This is a genomic window from Jiella avicenniae, assembly GCF_021390325.1.
Lineage (GTDB): Bacteria > Pseudomonadota > Alphaproteobacteria > Rhizobiales > Rhizobiaceae > Jiella > Jiella avicenniae.
Window position 1 is genome coordinate 13346 of the sequence record NZ_JAJUWU010000024.1, and the last position, 16499, is coordinate 29844.

Consider the following 16499-nt stretch of genomic DNA (forward strand, 5'->3'; position numbering starts at 1 on the left):
TCGGGCTTCCATGCCTTGCCATGCCAAGCAGAAGCTTCGCTGTGGAAGCGCGTGGAAGGATGGCCGCATCCCCCAAAACTTCGTCATCCCGGCCCCCGAGCCGGGATCCATTCCAAACCGTCGACACTGCCAAGCCGGTCGACCTCCAGCCAAGAGTGTTTTCTGCCCTGAGAGGGCGGTTTCAACGCGGAGGGATGGATCCCGGGTCAAGCCCGGGATGACGAGGTTTCGATGTTCCCGCCTCACCTGCCATGTCGATTCATCACGCGAGCCAGCGGCCGACGGAGCCTTGCACCAGAGGGGCAAATGACGTCGATGCCGAGCCCGAGGGCGACCGTAAGCAGGGGGCGGCGCCTCGAAATTCGCGTCCGGCCCCGCCCCGCCCGTCATTGTGCCGCCTCGAGCAGCTTCGACCGCGCGATGAGGCCGGCATCGCCGCGGCGCGTCTCGGGCAGGAGGTAACCCGCCTCGTCGAACACGCCGGCCTGCCTCAGCCACGCCTCGAATTCCGGCGCCGGCTTGAGGCCGAGCGCCCGGCGGACATAGGCGGCGTCGTGATAGGAGGTCGACTGGTAGTTCAGCATGACGTCGTCGGAGCCCGGCACGCCCATGACGAAATTGACCCCGGCGACGGCGAGCAGCGTCAACAGATTGTCCATGTCGTCCTGATCGGCCTCGGCATGGTTGGTGTAGCAGACGTCGACGCCCATCGGCACGCCGAGCAGCTTGCCGCAGAAATGGTCCTCGAGGCCGGCCCTCGTGATCTCCTTGCCGTCATAGAGATATTCCGGGCCGATGAAGCCGACGACGGTGTTGACCAGCAGCGGATCGAAAGCGCGCGCGACGGCATAGGCCCGCGCCTCCATGGTCTGCTGGTCGATGCCGAAATGGGCGTCGGCCGACAGAGCCGCCCCCTGCCCCGTTTCGAAATACATCACGTCCTCGCCGATCGTGCCGCGCTTCAGGGATTTCGCGGCGTCCTGGGCTTCCTTCAGCATGGCCAGCGAAATGCCGAAGGAGGCGTTGGCCTTTTCCGATCCGGCGATCGACTGGAAGACGAGATCCACCGGCGCACCGCGGGACATGCAGTCGATCGCCGTCGTGACGTGGGCGAGGACGCAGGACTGCACCGGACAATCGAGCCTGAGGCGCAGCTCCTCGATCAGTTCGAGCAGCCGGCGCATGGCCGACGGGCTGTCGGTCGCCGGATTGATGCCGATCACCGCGTCGCCGCAGCCGAAGGCGAGACCGTCGAGGATCGAAGCCGCAACGCCCTTGGCATCGTCGGTCGGATGGTTCGGCTGGATGCGCACCGAAAGCCGCCCCGGCAGGCCGACCGTGGTGCGGAACTTCGTCACCACCGGCCGTTTCCTCGCGATGGCGATCAGATCCTGGTTGCGGCAGATCTTCGAGACGGCCGCCACCATCTCCGGTGTCAGCGCCCATTTCAGCGCGCCGATCGCCTCGCTCGTCGCCTCGTCCGACAGGAGCCAGTCGCGGAATTCGCCGACGGAAAAGCCGGCGATCGGCCGGAAGGCCGCATCATCGTGCTGGTCGAGGATCAGCCGCTGAACCTCGTCGTCTTCCGGCTCGATCAGGGGGGTGGCGAGGATCTCGGCGAGGCCGGTGTCGGCCAGTCGCCGCTGCGCCTTCACCCGCGCTTCCTGGCTTTCCGCCGCGACACCGGCGAGGAAATCGCCGGAGCGGGCCGGCGAGGCCTCGGCGAGGAGGGTCCTGAGCTGTTCGGGGGCCATGGCGGAGCCTCGTCCTTGCAAAGCGCGGCAGAGCGCGCATCGGCGACCGCGCTCTGCCAGGAGAGGATCGGGCCGCCGGTAGTTGACCCATGGAACGGCATTTTTCGTCGGTGGTCAAACGCTGTGCAGGATCGAACGCCGGGTCTGCCGGCCGTCGCCTCACTCCGCGCTCAGCTTCTCCAGGATCGCCGAAAAGTCCCTGCCCTTGCCGCCGGCTTCGACGAAGGCCCTGTAGACGTCCCGTGCATGGCGGCCGAGTTCGGTGGAAGCGCCGTTCTTTTCGGCGGCGGTCTGGGAGAGGTCGAGGTCCTTCAGCATCAGCTCGGCGGCAAAGCCCGGCTTGTAGCCGCGGTCGGCGGGGCTTTCGGGACCGACGCCCGGCGCCGGGCAATAGGTGTTGAGCGACCAGCAGGAGCCCGACGAGGTGGAGGCGACGTCGAACATCGCCTGTCGGTCGAGGCCGAGCTTGTCGGCGAGGTGAAACGCCTCGCAGACGCCGATCATCGAAATTCCGAGGATCATGTTGTTGCAGATCTTCGCCGCCTGGCCGGCGCCGGCCTCGCCGCAATGGACGACCTTCGCCCCCATGATCTCGAACAGCGGCCGGCCCTTGGCGAAGGCTGCCTCGGACCCGCCGACCATGAAGGTCAGCGTGCCGGCGGCAGCGCCCCCGGTGCCGCCCGAGACCGGCGCGTCGAGGGACATCAGCCCTTTGGCGTCGGCGAGATCGTGGACGGCGCGGGCGCTCTCGACGTCGATGGTCGAGCAGTCGATGATCAGCGCCTCGGGCTCGGCCGCAGCGACGACGGCTTCATGCACCGTTCTGACGATCGCGCCGTTCGGCAGCATGGTGACGATCACCTCCTGCCCGGCCACGGCCGCTTCCATCGCCGCGGCGGGGGCCACCCCCTCGACCGTCACCCCGGCCGTGTCGAAGCCGGTGACCGCGTGGCCGGCCGCCGCGAGGTTCTTCGCCATCGGCGCGCCCATGTTGCCGAGACCGATAAATCCGATCTTCATGGCATCTCCTCCCCTGTTGTCCTGCGGCGGCGCCTTCGGCCGCCCACGCTGATACGAGTCGGGAAGCTAGCGCCTCCGTCCGCCCGACACATCATCGAAATTCGGCGCCGGTCAGAACGCCAGCTCGTCCTTTCCGAGCGGCGCCAGCATCGCCGCGACGCTTTCTTGCGGCAGATCCTCGACGCGATCGGCGGACCAACGGGGATTTTTGTCCTTGTCGATGACGACCGCGCGGGTGCCTTCGAGAAAGTCGCCCATCGACTGGGCGCGATGGGTGTAGCGGTATTCGCGCTGCAGCGCCGTCTCGATCGCCGGATCGGCTCTGGCCGCGCGCACGAGCTCCAGCGTCACCGCCACCGAAAGCGGCGAGCCGCGGCGGATGGTCTCGGCGGTCCGAAGCGCGAAGTCGCCGCCATCCGCCTCCAGCGCCGCGAGGATGCCCGGAGCGTCCGGCTTCCCGAAGAACCGGTCGATCTCGCCCATCCGGCTCTCCAATATGCCGGGTTCGGGCGCCTCGAAGAGATCGTCGAGGGCTCGCGGATCGCCGGTGGATTCCAGCCGGCCGATCGCCTCGCCGATCTTCGCCGAGGGCAGATACCGGTCGGCGAAGCCTGTGAGGATCGCGTCGGCGGCCTTCATGCGAAAGCCGGTGAGGCCGAGATATTCGCCGAGCCGGCCGGGCGCTCTCGCCAGGACCAGCGAGCCGCCGACGTCGGGGATGAGGCCGATGCCGCATTCGGGCATCGCCACCATCGAGCGCTCGGTGACGATCTTCAGGTCGCCATGGGCCGATAGGCCCACGCCGCCGCCCATGACGATGCCGTCCATCATCGCGACATAGGGCTTCGGGAAGCGGGCGATCGCCCGGTTCATCCGGTATTCGTCGGCAAAGAACCGCCGCGCCGGGTCGAACCGGCCGGCCTTGCCCTCGTGATAGAGCGCGGCGATGTCGCCGCCGGCCGAAAACGCCTTCTCGCCGACGGCATCGATGACCACCAGCTTCACCGTCTCGTCCTTCGCCCAGGCGTCGAGGGCCGCATGGATCGCCAGCGCCATGTCGTGGTCGAGGGCGTTCAGCGCCTTCGGCTTGGCGAGGGTGATACGCCCGGCCTGCCCGGCCTTCCGCAGGACGACGTTGCCGCTCGCCCCCATGCCAGCCTCTCCGACGCCTTGTGTCATGGCTCGATTCCCCGTTTGGCCTTCGTTTCGGCTTTCGTGCCAAGATGTCGTCTTCGCCCGGCTTGTCCAACCGAAAGGCCGCCGAGTCCTGCCCTGCGGCATCCACACGGCTCGGTCAGGCTCGTTCCGCGAACTGCGAAACGCGGCCGAGGGCGGTGACTGGCGGTGAGGACGCGTTGACGCGGCTGGGCGGCAGGGCGACACGAAGGACATGGAAGATCCCATGATCGACGACGATTCGCGTGCCGGAACGGAGACGCCGGCCGCCACAGGACGGCTCGACCCCCGCCGGGCCGAGGCCTTCATCCTGGCGAACACCTCGGTCTCCAGCCCGCCGCACGTTCCGGAAATCCGGCTTCGGCTCGCCTCGGAAGCCCACGAGATCTGGCTGAAGAGCGAGGCGGAGCTGGAGGCGATCGGCCTGCCGCCGCCCTTCTGGGCCTTCGCCTGGGCGGGCGGCCAGGGGCTCGCGCGCTTTCTCCTCGATCATCCCGAGCGGGTGCGCGGTCGCACCGTCCTCGACTTCGCCTCGGGCTCCGGCCTCGTCGCCATCGCCGCCGCGGTGGCCGGCGCGAAAGCGGTGACGGCCGCCGACATCGACCCGTTCGCCCAGGCGGCGCTCGCATCCAATCTCGCGCTCAACTTCGAAGACGGCACGGCGAAGGTGCGGTTTCTTCGCGGCGACCTCGTCGGCCATCAGGTCGAAGCCGACCTCGTCCTTGCCGGCGACGTCTTCTACGACCGCGGGATGGCCGAACGGCTGGTCCCCTGGTTCGATCGGCTGGCGGCCGGCGGAACCGGCGTCCTCGTCGGCGATCCCGGACGGGCCTACCTGCCGCACGGGCGCCTCGACCGGCTGGCGGAATACAGCGTGCCGGTCAGCCGGGCGCTGGAGGACCAGGAGATCAAACGCGTCGCGGTCTGGCGATGGATCGGGCAGGCGTGACGACGACGAGCGAGGCGGCGACGCTTCGATTTCCAACCCAGAGGGGCTACCGCGCTATCGTTTGATGGTCCGGCGCGAGGCCACCCCCCTCTGCCTGCCGGCATCTTCGCCCTTGTGGGGAAATCGGACCAATCGCCGGCCCGGGCCCCGGCTTCGACCGCCCGTACCGAATGGTAATGTTCGGTTGACGAAACGACCATGGAATCGCAAGCTCTCTTCCGGGGAAACGAGGGGTTGGACGACCGATGTCGCTGGCGACGGTCGATTATTTTGCCGTCGTCCTGGCGACGGTGGTCTCGATGATCGTCGGAACGATCTGGTACACGGCGCTCGCCCGCAACTGGCGGCGCGCGGCGCGCCTCGAATTGCTCGGCGGTATGGAACGCCCCGGCAATTTCGCCCTCGCCGCCTTGTCCGAACTGGTCATGGCGACGGTCTTCGCCCTGCTTCTCGCTCATTTTCAGGCGGTGACGCTCGGCGGCGCCCTGCTGGCGGCGTTCTATCTCTGGCTCGGCTTCGTCGCGACCACCATCGTCGTCAACCGCCGCTTCCAGCGCTTCGGCTGGGATCTGGCGTTGATCGACGCCGGCCACTGGCTGTTGGTCCTGCTCGGCCAGGGCCTGGTCTTCGGAAGCGTCTGAGCCTCACATTCCCGGTTCGGTCCCGGCGCTCTTCGGACGAGGCGCCTTCGCGTCTGGGGTCTGCCGGCGCCGGCGACAGCGTATTCGCTATCGCCGAATGCATCCTCCGTCGCGACTGGCAGAAAAGGCCGCCTTTCTCGCGAGCATTCGGGCCCGTCCACCCCGAGCGCGCCTCATTCCTGTGCGATCCATGGTCGGGGAATCGTCCGGGCGCCAAGGAAGGCTTTGCGCTTGCCGGCGCTTATTGTATACGTCGTTTCATGAAAAATGAGGCCTCCGCCAGCGGCGGACGTGCCGGGAGCCGCAATGACCGATTCGAATTTCCCCAAGATCCCGCTCAGGTCCCGTGCGTGGTTCGACAATCCCGACAATCCGGACATGACGGCGCTCTATCTCGAGCGCTATCTGAATTTCGGTCTCAGCCAGGACGAGCTCCAGTCCGGCAAGCCGATCATCGGCATCGCCCAGACCGGCTCTGACCTGTCGCCCTGCAACCGGCATCATCTGGAGCTGGCCAAGCGCGTGCGCGAGGGCATCCGCGAGGCCGGCGGCATCGCCATCGAGTTCCCGGTCCATCCGATCCAGGAGACCGGCAAGCGGCCGACCGCCTCGCTCGACCGCAACCTCGCCTATCTCGGCCTCGTCGAGTTGCTCTACGGCTATCCGCTCGACGGCGTCGTGCTGACCATCGGCTGCGACAAGACCACGCCCGCCTGCCTGATGGCGGCGGCGACGGTGAACATTCCGGCCATCGCGCTCTCGGTCGGGCCGATGCTGAACGGCTGGTTCCGCGGCGAGCGCACCGGCTCCGGCACCATCGTCTGGAAGGCCCGCGAGCTGATGGCCGCCGGCGAGATCGACTATCCGGGCTTCGTCAAGCTGGTCGCCTCCTCGGCGCCCTCCACCGGCTACTGCAACACCATGGGCACGGCCTCGACGATGAACTCGCTGGCCGAGGCGCTGGGCATGCAGCTTCCGGGCTCGGCGGCGATCCCGGCGCCCTATCGCGACCGCCAGGAGATCTCGTATCTCACCGGCAAGCGCATCGTCGAAATGGTCCACGAGGACCTGAAGCCGACCGACATCCTGACCAAGGACGCATTCGTCAACGCCATCCGCGTCAATTCGGCGATCGGCGGCTCGACCAATGCGCCGATCCATCTCAACGCCCTCGCCCGCCATGTCGGCGTCGAGCTGTCGATCGACGACTGGCAGACCTATGGCGAGGAGATCCCGCTGCTCGTCAACCTGCAGCCGGCCGGCGAGTATCTCGGCGAGGACTACTATCATGCCGGCGGCGTGCCGGCGGTGGTCAACCAGCTGATGGAACAGGGCCTCATCAAGGAGGACGCCCTGACCGTCAACGGCAGGTCGATCGGCGACAACTGCCGCGGCGCCGTCATCGAGGACGAGAAGGTCATCCGCCGCTTCGACGATCCGCTGAAGCCGCATGCCGGCTTCCGGGTGCTGAAGGGCAACCTGTTCTCCTCGGCGATCATGAAGCTGTCGGTCATCTCGCCCAAGTTCCGCAAGACCTATCTGGAGAGCCCCGAGGACCCGATGGCCTTCGAGGGCAAGGCGGTGGTGTTCGACGGGCCGGAGGACTATCACCACCGGATCGACGACCCGGCCCTCGACATCGACGAGAATTCCGTCCTGTTCATGCGCGGCGCCGGCCCCATCGGCTATCCGGGCGGCGCGGAGGTCGTGAACATGCGCGCGCCCGACTATCTGATCAAGCGCGGCATCACCGAGCTGCCCTGCATCGGCGACGGCCGCCAGTCCGGCACCTCGGGCTCGCCGTCGATCCTCAACGCCTCGCCCGAGGCGGCGGCCGGCGGCGGCCTGGCGCTGCTTCGGACCGGCGACCGGGTGCGCATCGATCTCGGCCGCGGCACGGCGGACATCCTCGTTTCGGACGAGGAACTGGCGACCCGGCGCAAGGACCTCGAGGCGAACGGCGGCTACCACTTCCCCGCCCATCAGACGCCCTGGCAGGAGATCCAGCGCGGCATCGTCTCGCAGTTCGAGACCGGCATGGTGCTGCAGCCGGCCGTCACCTACCAGCGTCTCGCCCAGGGCGGCGCGAGCGGCGACATGCCGAAGGTGCCGCGCGACAACCACTGAGCGGCAAACGAGCCGGTCGGTCCGCGACCCTCCGGCCCGCCGCAGACCGGTTTTCCGCCCGGCCCGGGTGTGGCCGGGCACCGGACAGATGACATGAAGGAATGCCGACCATGACAGGACGCCTCGAGGGCAAGGTCGCCGTCTGCACCGCCGCCGGGCAGGGCATCGGCCGCGCCGTCGCCGAAGCCTTCGTCGCCGAGGGCGCGACGGTCTACGCCACCGATCTCGACGCCCAGAAGCTGACCGGCCTCGACCACGCCGGCAACGCCCATCTCGCCGCCCTCGACGTCACCGATTCGGCGGCGGTGAAGGCCTATCTCGACACCGTCGAGACGCCCGACATCCTGTTCAACTGTGCCGGCTACGTCCATCACGGCACGGTGCTCGACTGCGACGAGGCGGCCTGGGACTTCTCCTTCGACCTCAACGTCAAGGCGATGCACCGGACGATCGCGGCGCTGCTTCCGCGCATGCTCGAAAACGGCGGGGGCTCGATCATCAACGTCGCTTCGGCCGCGTCCTCGATCAAGGCCGTGCCGAACCGCTACGTCTACATGGCCAGCAAGGCGGCGGTGGTCGGCCTGACGCGATCGGTCGCCATCGACTTCGTCAAGCGCGGCATCCGCTGCAACGCCATCTGCCCCGGCACGATCGAATCCCCCTCGCTGGACGGGCGCATCGCCGACCTCGGCCAGTCGGTCGGCGGCGTCGACAAGGCGCGGGCGGCCTTCGTCGAGCGCCAGCCGATGGGCCGCATCGGCCGGGCGGCGGAAATCGCCCATCTCGCGGTCTATCTCGCCTCGGACGAAAGCGCCTTCACCACGGGCACGACGCAGGTGATCGACGGCGGGTTTTCGCTGTAGGACGTAAGAGGGATCGGGACACGGAAGCGACGACGGTCGGACGATGTCAGGATGGGCGAGGGCATAACCACTTTCGTCATACCGGCTCGGTGGCCGGGATGACGAAGCGTTGGAGTCTTCGGCTTCTTCGGAATGGGCAGCCGTTCGCATCGAAGTTGGCGCCGCGCAGTCGCTGGCAAAAGGGCAAAGGCGCCGAACACGGTTCAATTCCCCCTCGTGGGGAGATGTCCGCCGTAGGGCGGGCTCAGGAGGACGGACGGGGGCACGCCGGCCGCGGACGCTTCCGACGATCCGGCCGGCCAGGCGAAACGAATGCGCGTCCAGGCGAAGGCCGGCGCGCCGAATGCATAAGGGAGGAAGAACATGCGGATCCTGGTACTCGGCGCGGCCGGCATGGTGGGGCGGCGGCTGATCGACCGGCTGCTTGCCGAAAAGACCATCGCCGGCGAGACGATCGGGGCGATCGACGCCTTCGACGTGGTCGAGCCGCAGATCGCGGCGCCGGAGGGCGTCGAAATCCATTCCAGCGCCGGCGACATCGCCGATGCGGCGACGGTGAAGGCGCTGGTCGCAAAGCGGCCCGACATGATCTTCCATCTCGCCGCCATCGTCTCCGGCGAGGCCGAGGCCGATTTCGACAAGGGCTACCGGATCAACCAGGAGGGCATGTCGCATCTCCTGGAGGCGATCCGCGCCGAGGGCGAGAACTACCGGCCGCGCCTCGTCTTCACCTCCTCGATCGCGGTGTTCGGTGCGCCCTTCGAGGAGAAGATCACCGACACCTTCCTCGCGGCGCCCTTGACCAGCTACGGCACCCAGAAGGCGATCTGCGAGCTTCTGCTGAACGACTACAGCCGCAAGGGCTTCGTCGACGGCGTCGGCATCCGGCTTCCCACGATCGTGGTTCGCCCCGGCAAGCCGAACAAGGCGGCGTCGAGCTTCTTTTCCGGCATCATCCGCGAACCGCTGGCCGGCGAGGAGGCGATCCTGCCCGTCGCCGACGACGTCCGCCACTGGGTGGCGAGCCCGGCCTCGGCGGTGGGTTTCCTGATGCATGCGGCGACGATGGACACCGACGTCCTCGGCGCGCGGCGCTGCCTGACGATGCCCGGCCTGTCGGTCACCATCGCCGAGATGATCGAGGCGCTGCGCGAGGTCGCGGGCGACGCGGTGGCCAACCGCATCCGCCGCGAGCCGGACGCGGTGATCGAGAAGATCGTCGCCGGCTGGCCGCGCGACTTCGACGCCGGCCGCGCCGAGAGCGTCGGCTTCTCCGCCGACAAGAGCTTTTCCGACATCATCCGCGCCCACATCGCCGACGAGGCGGCGCGGGGGTGACAGATCGTCGGATGGTGCCGGCATACCCCGCGCTGCCTTCAGAATGCGGACACCCGATACCAGACCGCACGAAAACAAGCCGACTAATCAAATCCGGGAGAACCGATCCATGACCGACAAACCGCATATCGGCTTCATCGGCGCCGGGCTGATGGGCCACGGCATGGCGAAGAACCTCGTCGAGGCCGGCCATCCCCTCTCCGTCCTCGCCCATCGCAACCGCGAGCCGATCGAGGACCTCGTTTCACGTGGAGCAAGCGAGGCCAAGAGCATCGCGGCCATCGCCGAGACGGCCGACCTCGTCTTTCTCTGCCTGCCCGGCAGCCCGGAAGTCGAGGCGGCGGTCGATGCGATCCTCGGCGCGAAGGGCACGGTGCGGACGATCGTCGACAGTTCCACCGCCAATCCGGTGTCGACCTTCAAGGTGGCCGAGCGCTGCGAGGCGGAAGGCGTCACCTTCGTCGACGCGCCCCTGTCGCGGACGCCGAAGGAGGCGTGGGAGGGCAATCTCGACCTCATGGTCGGGGCGAGCGAACAGGTGTTCGAGCGGATCAAGCCGATCCTCGACGTCGTCGGCGGCAAGGTCGTGCGGGTCGGCGCGGTCGGCGCCGGCCACACGATGAAGCTCCTCAACAACTTCCTGTCGCTCGGCTATGCGTCGATCTACGCGGAAGCCCTCGCCATCGGCGCCAAGAGCGGCGTTTCCGCCGAGGTCTTCCATTCGGTCATCGGCGGCGGCCGGATGGATTGCGGCTTCTACCAGACCTTCATGGACTATGTCGTCGGCGGCAATCCGAACGCCCACAAGTTCACGCTGAGGAACGCCCACAAGGACATGCGCTATCTGGTGTCGCTGGCCAACGAAAGCGGCATTGCCAGCAACGTCTCCTCGGCGGTGAAGAACGGGCTCGCCACCGCCGAGTCGATCGGCCACGGCGGCAACTACCTGCCGACGCTCGCCGACACCGTCGCCGAGCTCAACGGCGTGGCGAAGACGAAGGGATCGTGACCTCGGGTGCCCGAGGCGAAGGGGACGTGACGATGCGATGGCGGAGATGACGCCCGACGATCGGCAGAAGACGACGCCGCGACCTGAGATCGCGCCGGGCGAACCGGACCGGGCGAAGAAGGCCCGTCCGGGTCCAAGCCCGGCGCATGGCGGCTCGCGCCCGCGGCCGACGCTGGCCGGCGTCGCCCGCATGCCGGCCCGCGACCGGGCCTATCACGACCTGAAGTTCCGCATCCTGGAAGGCCGGCTGCCGCCCGGCACGAAGCTCCTCGAGGCCGAGGTCGCCAGCCTCCTCGGCCTCTCCCGCACGCCGGTGCGCGAGGCGCTGATCCGACTGGAGGAGGAGGACCTCGTCGAGGTCCGGCCCCGCCACGGCATCACCGTCAAGTCCCAGTCGCTCGACGACCTCGCCCAGATCTACGACGTTCTCTCGCCGCTGGAGGTGCGGGCCGCGGCGCGGCTCGCCCGGCGCGGCCTCGACGACGAGGAGGCGCGCCGCCTCTCCGCCCTGCTCGACCAGATGGAGCGCGAGACCGAGCGAGGCGACATCGTCCAGTGGTCGCATCTCGACAACGTCTTCCATTCCGAACTCGTCGGCCTGTGCGGAAACCGGCGCCTGCAGGCCGCGCTGCGGCTGTGCTGGGACCAGCAGTACAGGGCGCATATGGCGATCGTGAAGCTGAGGCCCCGGCCGACCCAGTCGGACCGCGAGCACCGGGCGATCTTCGAGGCGATCCGCGCCGGCGACGAGCGCCTCGCCTCGCATCTGCACGCCCAGCACCGGGAACGGGCCGACCGCATGGCGCTGTCCATCCTGCGGCGACAGGCGGGGGAGTTTTCCGGCCAGGGCTGAGCGGAAGAACGCGGGCCTGGTCTCGACGTATACGTTGATTGCGATCGCCCGATATGCCATGGCGGGCCGCATCGCGGCGGAGGCGACCGCGACAGGGAGTGAACGAAAATGAACCGCATCGACCTTTCCGGCCGCAGGGCCGTGATCACCGGCGGGGCGCGGGGCATCGGCCTCGCCACGGCCGAGCGGATGATCGCCAGCGGCGCCGCCGTGACCCTGTGGGACGTCGACGCCGCGGCGATCGACGAGGCGCTCGCCAGGCTCGGGGCCAAGGCGAGCGGCCAGATCGTCGAACTCACCGACGAGACGTCCGTCGACACGGCGGCGGCCGCGGCGCTCGCCGCCGGAGCGGTCGACATCCTCGTCAACAATGCCGGCATCACCGGCGGCAACGGCAAGACCTGGGAGCTCGATCCGGCGATCTGGCGCAAGACCCTCGAGGTCAATCTCGTCGGGCCCTATCTGACCGCCCGGGCGCTCGTGCCGTCGATGATCGCCGCCGGCTACGGCCGCATCGTCAACGTCGCCTCGATCGCCGGCAAGGAGGGCAATCCCAACGCCTCGCATTATTCCGCCTCGAAGGCCGGGCTGATCGGCCTCACCAAGTCGCTCGGCAAGGAACTCGCCGGCGCCGGCGTCCTCGTCAACTGCATCACCCCGGCCGCGGCCCGCACCGCCATCTTCGACCAGATGAGCCAGGAGCACATCGACTACATGCTGTCGAAGATCCCCCTCGCCCGCTTCGTCGAGCCATCCGAGGTCGCCGCGATGATCGCCTGGCTGTCGTCGGAAGACTGCTCGTTTTCCACCGGGGCGGTCTTCGACATCTCCGGCGGGCGGGCGGTGTATTGAGGCGATGGGGGAGGCAGGGCGGCGTGTCCTGGTCTTTCGACCATTCCGCGGCAACGACCCTGCCGCATCAGGCGCCAGCGATTGCAGCGTCGTCATCCTCGGGCTTGTCCCGAGGATCTACCGCCGTCACCAAGACCTCTTGGTCTCGCGACGATATGCCTGCCTGTGAGGATTCTATCGCGGGGGTGACAGTAGATCCTCGGGACAAGCCCGAGGATGACGGCGCGTTGGGGTGGCAGTCTTTTCGGCTACGTCCGAGCCGCTTCAAACTCGGGCCCGACATCATCCACCAACGTTCACATCTCGAAAGGACACCATGAAACTCGTTCGTTACGGCCCGCTCGGCCAGGAAAAGCCCGGCATGATCGACGCCGATGGCAAGCTGCGCGATCTCTCCGGCCATGTCGCCGACATCGCCGGCGACGTGCTCTCCCAGAAGGGCCTCGCGGCCCTGAAGGCGATCGACCCGGCGTCGCTGCCCGTGGTCGAGGGCAGCCCGCGCTTTGGCTCGCCGGTCGGCGGCGTCTCGAAGATCCTGTGTATCGGCCTCAACTATTCCGACCACGCCGCCGAGACCGGCGCCGAGCCGCCGACCGAGCCGATCATCTTCACCAAGCAGATCAACGCGCTCTGCGGCCCGAACGACGACGTCGAGATGCCGCGCGGCTCCGACGCCCTCGACTGGGAGGTCGAGCTCGCCGTGATCATCGGCTCCAGAGCGAAATATGTCAGCGAATCCGACGCGATGGATTATGTCGCCGGCTTCGCGGTGATGAACGACATGTCCGAGCGCAGCTTCCAGATCAAGCGCCAGGGCCAGTGGACCAAGGGCAAGAGCCACGACACCTTCGGCCCGCTCGGCCCGTGGCTGGTGACGAAGGACGAAATGTCCGATCCCCACGACCTCGACATGTGGCTCGACGTCAATGGCGAGCGCCGCCAGACCGGCAACACCAACACGCTGATCTTCAACGTGCCGCATGTCGTCTCCTACGTCTCGCAATTCATGACGCTGATGCCCGGCGACGTCATCACCACCGGCACGCCTCCCGGCGTCGGCATGGGCATGAAGCCGCCGCAATATCTGAAGGTCGGCGACGTCATGACGCTGGGCATCGCCGGTCTCGGCGAGCAGAAGCAGACGGTGATCGCCGCGCGGGACTGAGCCGGGCCGAGGCTTCGTCGGCTTCCGCCGACACCGGCGAGGCGCCCCGCGGCGCCTCGCCGGCGTTTCGGGCTGAGGCGCCGCTGGCGCGATATGAGAACATATGTGAATATTCCTTGTGTTCGCCCTCCAGGAGCAATGCCGTGGCATCCGTGACCCCATCCATGCCCGACGCCATGAAGGAATGGATCGACCGCCGGATCGTCGACGGCGAATATGCCAGCACCAGCGACTACATCCGTGATCTCGTGCGCCGCGACCGGGAGCGCCGCTCGCATCCCGACCTGACGCTCGACGATCTGCGTCTGATGGTCGAGGAGGCCCGTGCCAGCGGGATCAGTGACCGTTCGATGGAGGACATCAAGGCTGAGGCGCGCCGCCGCGCCGCGGCGAGACGGGGCACGGCTGCCGAGTGAGGCGTTTTCGTCTTTCACGTCGCGCCGAAGACGACGTCACGGAGATCTTCGCTTTCGGTTCCGAATTGTTCGGGGAGACCCGGGCGGACCGCTATACGGTGGGATGTTCGAGGTCTTTGCTCTGCTTGCGCGGAATCCGCGGCTGGGACGTCCGGCGGAGGCGATTGCACCGGGCGTCCGGCGTCACGAATATCGTTCGCACGTGATCCTCTACGAAGAGATGCCCGATGGCGTTCTCATCCTCGCCGTCGTTCACGGGAGAAGCGTTCGACGCCTTTCGCTTTGACGCCCGCGCCTGCTCATGGGGCGGGGCGGCGTCTGGCCTCGCCTCGTTCTGTGATGGCCCGGGGGACGGGAGCTCCCCCGTGGACCGTTAAATCACGCCGATGGATTTTCCACGTATACGTTGACACCTGCCGGCGCGGGCTGAATAGTGCGCAGCGAATGCGACCGTCGTATCCGGCGGCCCGATCGTCCGGCACTGGGAGGTGCGGGCGGTCGTCAGGGGCCGCGAGGGGGATGAAGCGGCGGTCCATCGACCTCGGGAGGAAAATCGACATGCAGAGACGTTCGCTTCTCGCCGCCGCGGCGGCCATCACGCTCGCCGGCAGCTTCGCCATGCCCGCTGCCCAAGCGGCCGACGACTATCCGAGCCGGCCGATCCAGATGATCGTGCCCTGGGGCGCCGGCGGCGGCACCGATGCGGTCGGCCGCGTCATCGCCTCGCTGCTGCAGGAAGAGCTCGGCCAGCCGGTGACCGTCGTCAACCGCACCGGCGGTTCGGGCGTCGTCGGCCACAGCGCCATCGCCAATGCCGAGCCCGACGGCTACACCCTCGGCATCATGACGATCGAGATCGACATGATGCACTGGCAGGGCCTGACGGACCTCACCTACGAGGATTACGACATCCTCGCCCTCGTCAACGCCGATCCGGGCGGCGTCATGGTCTCGGCCGATTCCGGCTACGACAACGTCCAGGGGCTGCTCGACAAGATCAAGTCCGAGCCGAAGGGCACCTTCAAGGCGTCGGGCACCGGCCAGGGCGGCATCTGGCATCTCGGCCTCGCCGGCTGGCTCCTCTCGGAGGGCCTCGAGCCCGACTACGTCACCTTCGTGCCGAGCCAGGGCGCGGCCGCCGGCATTACGGATATGGTCGCCGGCGGCGTCGACATCGTCCCCTCCTCCCTCGCCGAGGGCCGCTCGATGATCGAGGCCGGGCGGGTGAAGCCGCTGGCTTCCATGTCGGACGAGCGCCAGGCGCTGTTCCCGGACGTGCCGACCCTCAAGGAAGGCACCGGCTCCGACTGGACGCTCGCCGTCTGGCGCGCCGTGGTGGCGCCGGACGGGCTGCCCGACGACGTCGAGGCCAAGCTCGAGGCCGCCGTCGAGAAGGCCTACAATTCCGAGGAATACCAGAGCTTCATGAAGGAGCGCGGCTTCGGCCTCCGCTGGGCCAAGGGCGAGGAGGCGACCAAGATCGTCGCCGAGGACGACAAGTCGCTCGGCGAGGTGATGAAGAAGGCGGGGCTGGCGAAGCAATAAGACAGGCAAGCGGAGGCCTTGCGCCTCCCCGTATAGGCTTCGCCTCCGCCTCTTCATCCGCGATGTGGCGGCGAGGCACCCCCCTCTGCCTGCCGGCATCTCCCCCTCAAGGGGGGAGATCAGTCTCTCGGCCGCTGCCTGTGCTCTTTGATCCATCGTTCGTTCCCACTCAGACACGTAAATCATGAACGGCGCATGGCGGAAGGGTCGATCTCCCCCCTTGAGGGGGAGATGTCCGGCAGGACAGAGGGGGGTGCCTCGCGCCCACCCTGAACGACCCGTCTGCAGCCGCGCCTCGCCGCCACGGACAAACCCGATGAAATTCAACGATCTCCTTCTCGGCATCCTCGTGCTTCTCGGCGGGATCGCGATCTACGTTTCGGCCCTCGGCTTCACCGACATTCCCGGCCAGGCCTATGGCGCCGGGACGATGCCGCGGGCGATCGCGATCTTTGCCGGCTGTCTCGGCCTGTTCATGATCGCCAAGGCAGCGATCGCCGGCACGCGCATGCCCCGGCTGGAGCTTTCCGGCTGGGTCCGCTCGCGCCGCTCGGTCCTGTCGGTCGTCGTCGCGCTTGTCCTCATCGTCTTCTACATCGTCGCCGCGCCCTCGATCGGCTTCGTGCCGGCCTCGCTCGTCGTCATGGCCGTCCTGATGCTGACCCTGAAGACCCGCCCGCTGACGGCGATCGCCGTCTCGGTGCTCGCCTGCGTCGTCATCCAGCAGGCCTTCGGCCGGCTGTTGCTCGTGCCGCTGCCGCGCAGCGAATTCCTCGAGTTTCTCTGGTAGC

General features: G+C 67.8%; 16 protein-coding genes. 13 read left to right on the forward strand and 3 right to left on the reverse strand.

What is annotated here, in order from left to right:
* Nucleotides 1-386: 386 nt before the first annotated feature.
* The 3 genes from LZD57_RS20480 to LZD57_RS20490 form a co-directional block, all read right to left on the reverse strand.
* Nucleotides 387-1754, reverse strand: a complete 1368-nt coding sequence (locus LZD57_RS20480; RefSeq protein ID WP_233721442.1) for an ethanolamine ammonia-lyase subunit EutB — start codon at nucleotides 1752-1754, stop codon at nucleotides 387-389.
* Between the two features lie 159 nt (nucleotides 1755-1913).
* Nucleotides 1914-2774 (reverse strand): 3-hydroxyisobutyrate dehydrogenase, encoded by an 861-nt coding sequence (gene mmsB, locus LZD57_RS20485; protein ID WP_233721443.1) that lies wholly within the window; start codon nucleotides 2772-2774, stop codon nucleotides 1914-1916.
* Between the two features lie 111 nt (nucleotides 2775-2885).
* Entirely contained in the window at nucleotides 2886-3953 is a 1068-nt protein-coding gene (locus LZD57_RS20490) for an enoyl-CoA hydratase/isomerase family protein (protein WP_233721444.1), read from the reverse strand.
* Between the two features lie 223 nt (nucleotides 3954-4176).
* Here LZD57_RS20490 and LZD57_RS20495 point away from each other — a divergent pair, with 223 nt between their 5' ends.
* The 13 genes from LZD57_RS20495 to LZD57_RS20555 all read left to right on the forward strand — a co-directional run bounded on the left by LZD57_RS20495 (nucleotide 4177) and on the right by LZD57_RS20555 (nucleotide 16498).
* Nucleotides 4177-4899 (forward strand): class I SAM-dependent methyltransferase, encoded by a 723-nt coding sequence (locus tag LZD57_RS20495; RefSeq protein WP_233721445.1) that lies wholly within the window; start codon nucleotides 4177-4179, stop codon nucleotides 4897-4899.
* A 245-nt stretch (nucleotides 4900-5144) separates the two neighbouring features.
* Nucleotides 5145-5540 carry a DUF1761 domain-containing protein gene (locus LZD57_RS20500; RefSeq protein WP_233721446.1) on the forward strand — a complete coding sequence of 132 codons (396 nt, stop codon included), beginning with the start codon at nucleotides 5145-5147 and terminating at the stop codon, nucleotides 5538-5540.
* Between the two features lie 306 nt (nucleotides 5541-5846).
* Entirely contained in the window at nucleotides 5847-7667 is a 1821-nt protein-coding gene (locus tag LZD57_RS20505; protein WP_233721447.1) for an IlvD/Edd family dehydratase, read from the forward strand.
* Between the two features lie 110 nt (nucleotides 7668-7777).
* Nucleotides 7778-8530 (forward strand): SDR family oxidoreductase, encoded by a 753-nt coding sequence (locus LZD57_RS20510; protein ID WP_233721448.1) that lies wholly within the window; start codon nucleotides 7778-7780, stop codon nucleotides 8528-8530.
* Between the two features lie 363 nt (nucleotides 8531-8893).
* Complete coding sequence (gene denD, locus LZD57_RS20515) at nucleotides 8894-9868, forward strand: D-erythronate dehydrogenase (RefSeq protein ID WP_233721449.1); 975 nt, start codon at nucleotides 8894-8896, stop codon at nucleotides 9866-9868.
* A gap of 109 nt (nucleotides 9869-9977) precedes the next feature.
* Entirely contained in the window at nucleotides 9978-10877 is a 900-nt protein-coding gene (locus LZD57_RS20520) for an NAD(P)-dependent oxidoreductase (protein WP_233721450.1), read from the forward strand.
* 37 nt (nucleotides 10878-10914) lie between these two features.
* Nucleotides 10915-11730: a GntR family transcriptional regulator gene (locus LZD57_RS20525; protein ID WP_233721451.1), complete on the forward strand. Its 816-nt coding sequence runs from the start codon at nucleotides 10915-10917 to the stop codon at nucleotides 11728-11730.
* Between the two features lie 108 nt (nucleotides 11731-11838).
* Nucleotides 11839-12582, forward strand: a complete 744-nt coding sequence (locus LZD57_RS20530; protein WP_233721452.1) for an SDR family NAD(P)-dependent oxidoreductase — start codon at nucleotides 11839-11841, stop codon at nucleotides 12580-12582.
* Nucleotides 12583-12898: 316 nt separating this feature from the next.
* On the forward strand, nucleotides 12899-13747 hold the full coding sequence (locus LZD57_RS20535; protein ID WP_233721453.1) for a fumarylacetoacetate hydrolase family protein: 849 nt from the start codon (nucleotides 12899-12901) through the stop codon (nucleotides 13745-13747).
* A gap of 143 nt (nucleotides 13748-13890) precedes the next feature.
* On the forward strand, nucleotides 13891-14163 hold the full coding sequence (locus LZD57_RS20540; RefSeq protein ID WP_233721454.1) for a ribbon-helix-helix domain-containing protein: 273 nt from the start codon (nucleotides 13891-13893) through the stop codon (nucleotides 14161-14163).
* Between the two features lie 103 nt (nucleotides 14164-14266).
* Nucleotides 14267-14449, forward strand: coding sequence for a type II toxin-antitoxin system RelE/ParE family toxin (locus tag LZD57_RS20545; RefSeq protein WP_233721455.1), 183 nt, complete (start codon nucleotides 14267-14269; stop codon nucleotides 14447-14449).
* Between the two features lie 272 nt (nucleotides 14450-14721).
* On the forward strand, nucleotides 14722-15708 hold the full coding sequence (locus tag LZD57_RS20550; protein WP_233721456.1) for a Bug family tripartite tricarboxylate transporter substrate binding protein: 987 nt from the start codon (nucleotides 14722-14724) through the stop codon (nucleotides 15706-15708).
* A 316-nt stretch (nucleotides 15709-16024) separates the two neighbouring features.
* A complete protein-coding gene (locus LZD57_RS20555; protein WP_233721457.1) occupies nucleotides 16025-16498 on the forward strand; it encodes a tripartite tricarboxylate transporter TctB family protein in 474 nt (157 codons plus the stop codon).
* Nucleotide 16499: the final 1 nt, after the last annotated feature.

Excerpts from the sequence above, each read along its gene's own strand:
- LZD57_RS20545 (WP_233721455.1), top strand. The coding sequence starts at position 14,267 with ATGTTCGAGGTCTTTGCTCTGCTTGCGCGGAATCCGCGGCTGGGACGT.
- LZD57_RS20550 (WP_233721456.1), top strand. The coding sequence starts at position 14,722 with ATGCAGAGACGTTCGCTTCTCGCCGCCGCGGCGGCCATCACGCTCGCC.
- LZD57_RS20500 (WP_233721446.1), top strand. The coding sequence starts at position 5,145 with ATGTCGCTGGCGACGGTCGATTATTTTGCCGTCGTCCTGGCGACGGTG.
- LZD57_RS20535 (WP_233721453.1), top strand. The coding sequence starts at position 12,899 with ATGAAACTCGTTCGTTACGGCCCGCTCGGCCAGGAAAAGCCCGGCATG.
- LZD57_RS20490 (WP_233721444.1), bottom strand. The coding sequence starts at position 3,953 with ATGACACAAGGCGTCGGAGAGGCTGGCATGGGGGCGAGCGGCAACGTC.
- LZD57_RS20505 (WP_233721447.1), top strand. The coding sequence starts at position 5,847 with ATGACCGATTCGAATTTCCCCAAGATCCCGCTCAGGTCCCGTGCGTGG.
- LZD57_RS20520 (WP_233721450.1), top strand. The coding sequence starts at position 9,978 with ATGACCGACAAACCGCATATCGGCTTCATCGGCGCCGGGCTGATGGGC.
- denD (WP_233721449.1), top strand. The coding sequence starts at position 8,894 with ATGCGGATCCTGGTACTCGGCGCGGCCGGCATGGTGGGGCGGCGGCTG.
- LZD57_RS20495 (WP_233721445.1), top strand. The coding sequence starts at position 4,177 with ATGATCGACGACGATTCGCGTGCCGGAACGGAGACGCCGGCCGCCACA.
- LZD57_RS20480 (WP_233721442.1), bottom strand. The coding sequence starts at position 1,754 with ATGGCCCCCGAACAGCTCAGGACCCTCCTCGCCGAGGCCTCGCCGGCC.
- LZD57_RS20555 (WP_233721457.1), top strand. The coding sequence starts at position 16,025 with ATGAAATTCAACGATCTCCTTCTCGGCATCCTCGTGCTTCTCGGCGGG.
- LZD57_RS20530 (WP_233721452.1), top strand. The coding sequence starts at position 11,839 with ATGAACCGCATCGACCTTTCCGGCCGCAGGGCCGTGATCACCGGCGGG.
- LZD57_RS20525 (WP_233721451.1), top strand. The coding sequence starts at position 10,915 with ATGGCGGAGATGACGCCCGACGATCGGCAGAAGACGACGCCGCGACCT.
- LZD57_RS20510 (WP_233721448.1), top strand. The coding sequence starts at position 7,778 with ATGACAGGACGCCTCGAGGGCAAGGTCGCCGTCTGCACCGCCGCCGGG.
- mmsB (WP_233721443.1), bottom strand. The coding sequence starts at position 2,774 with ATGAAGATCGGATTTATCGGTCTCGGCAACATGGGCGCGCCGATGGCG.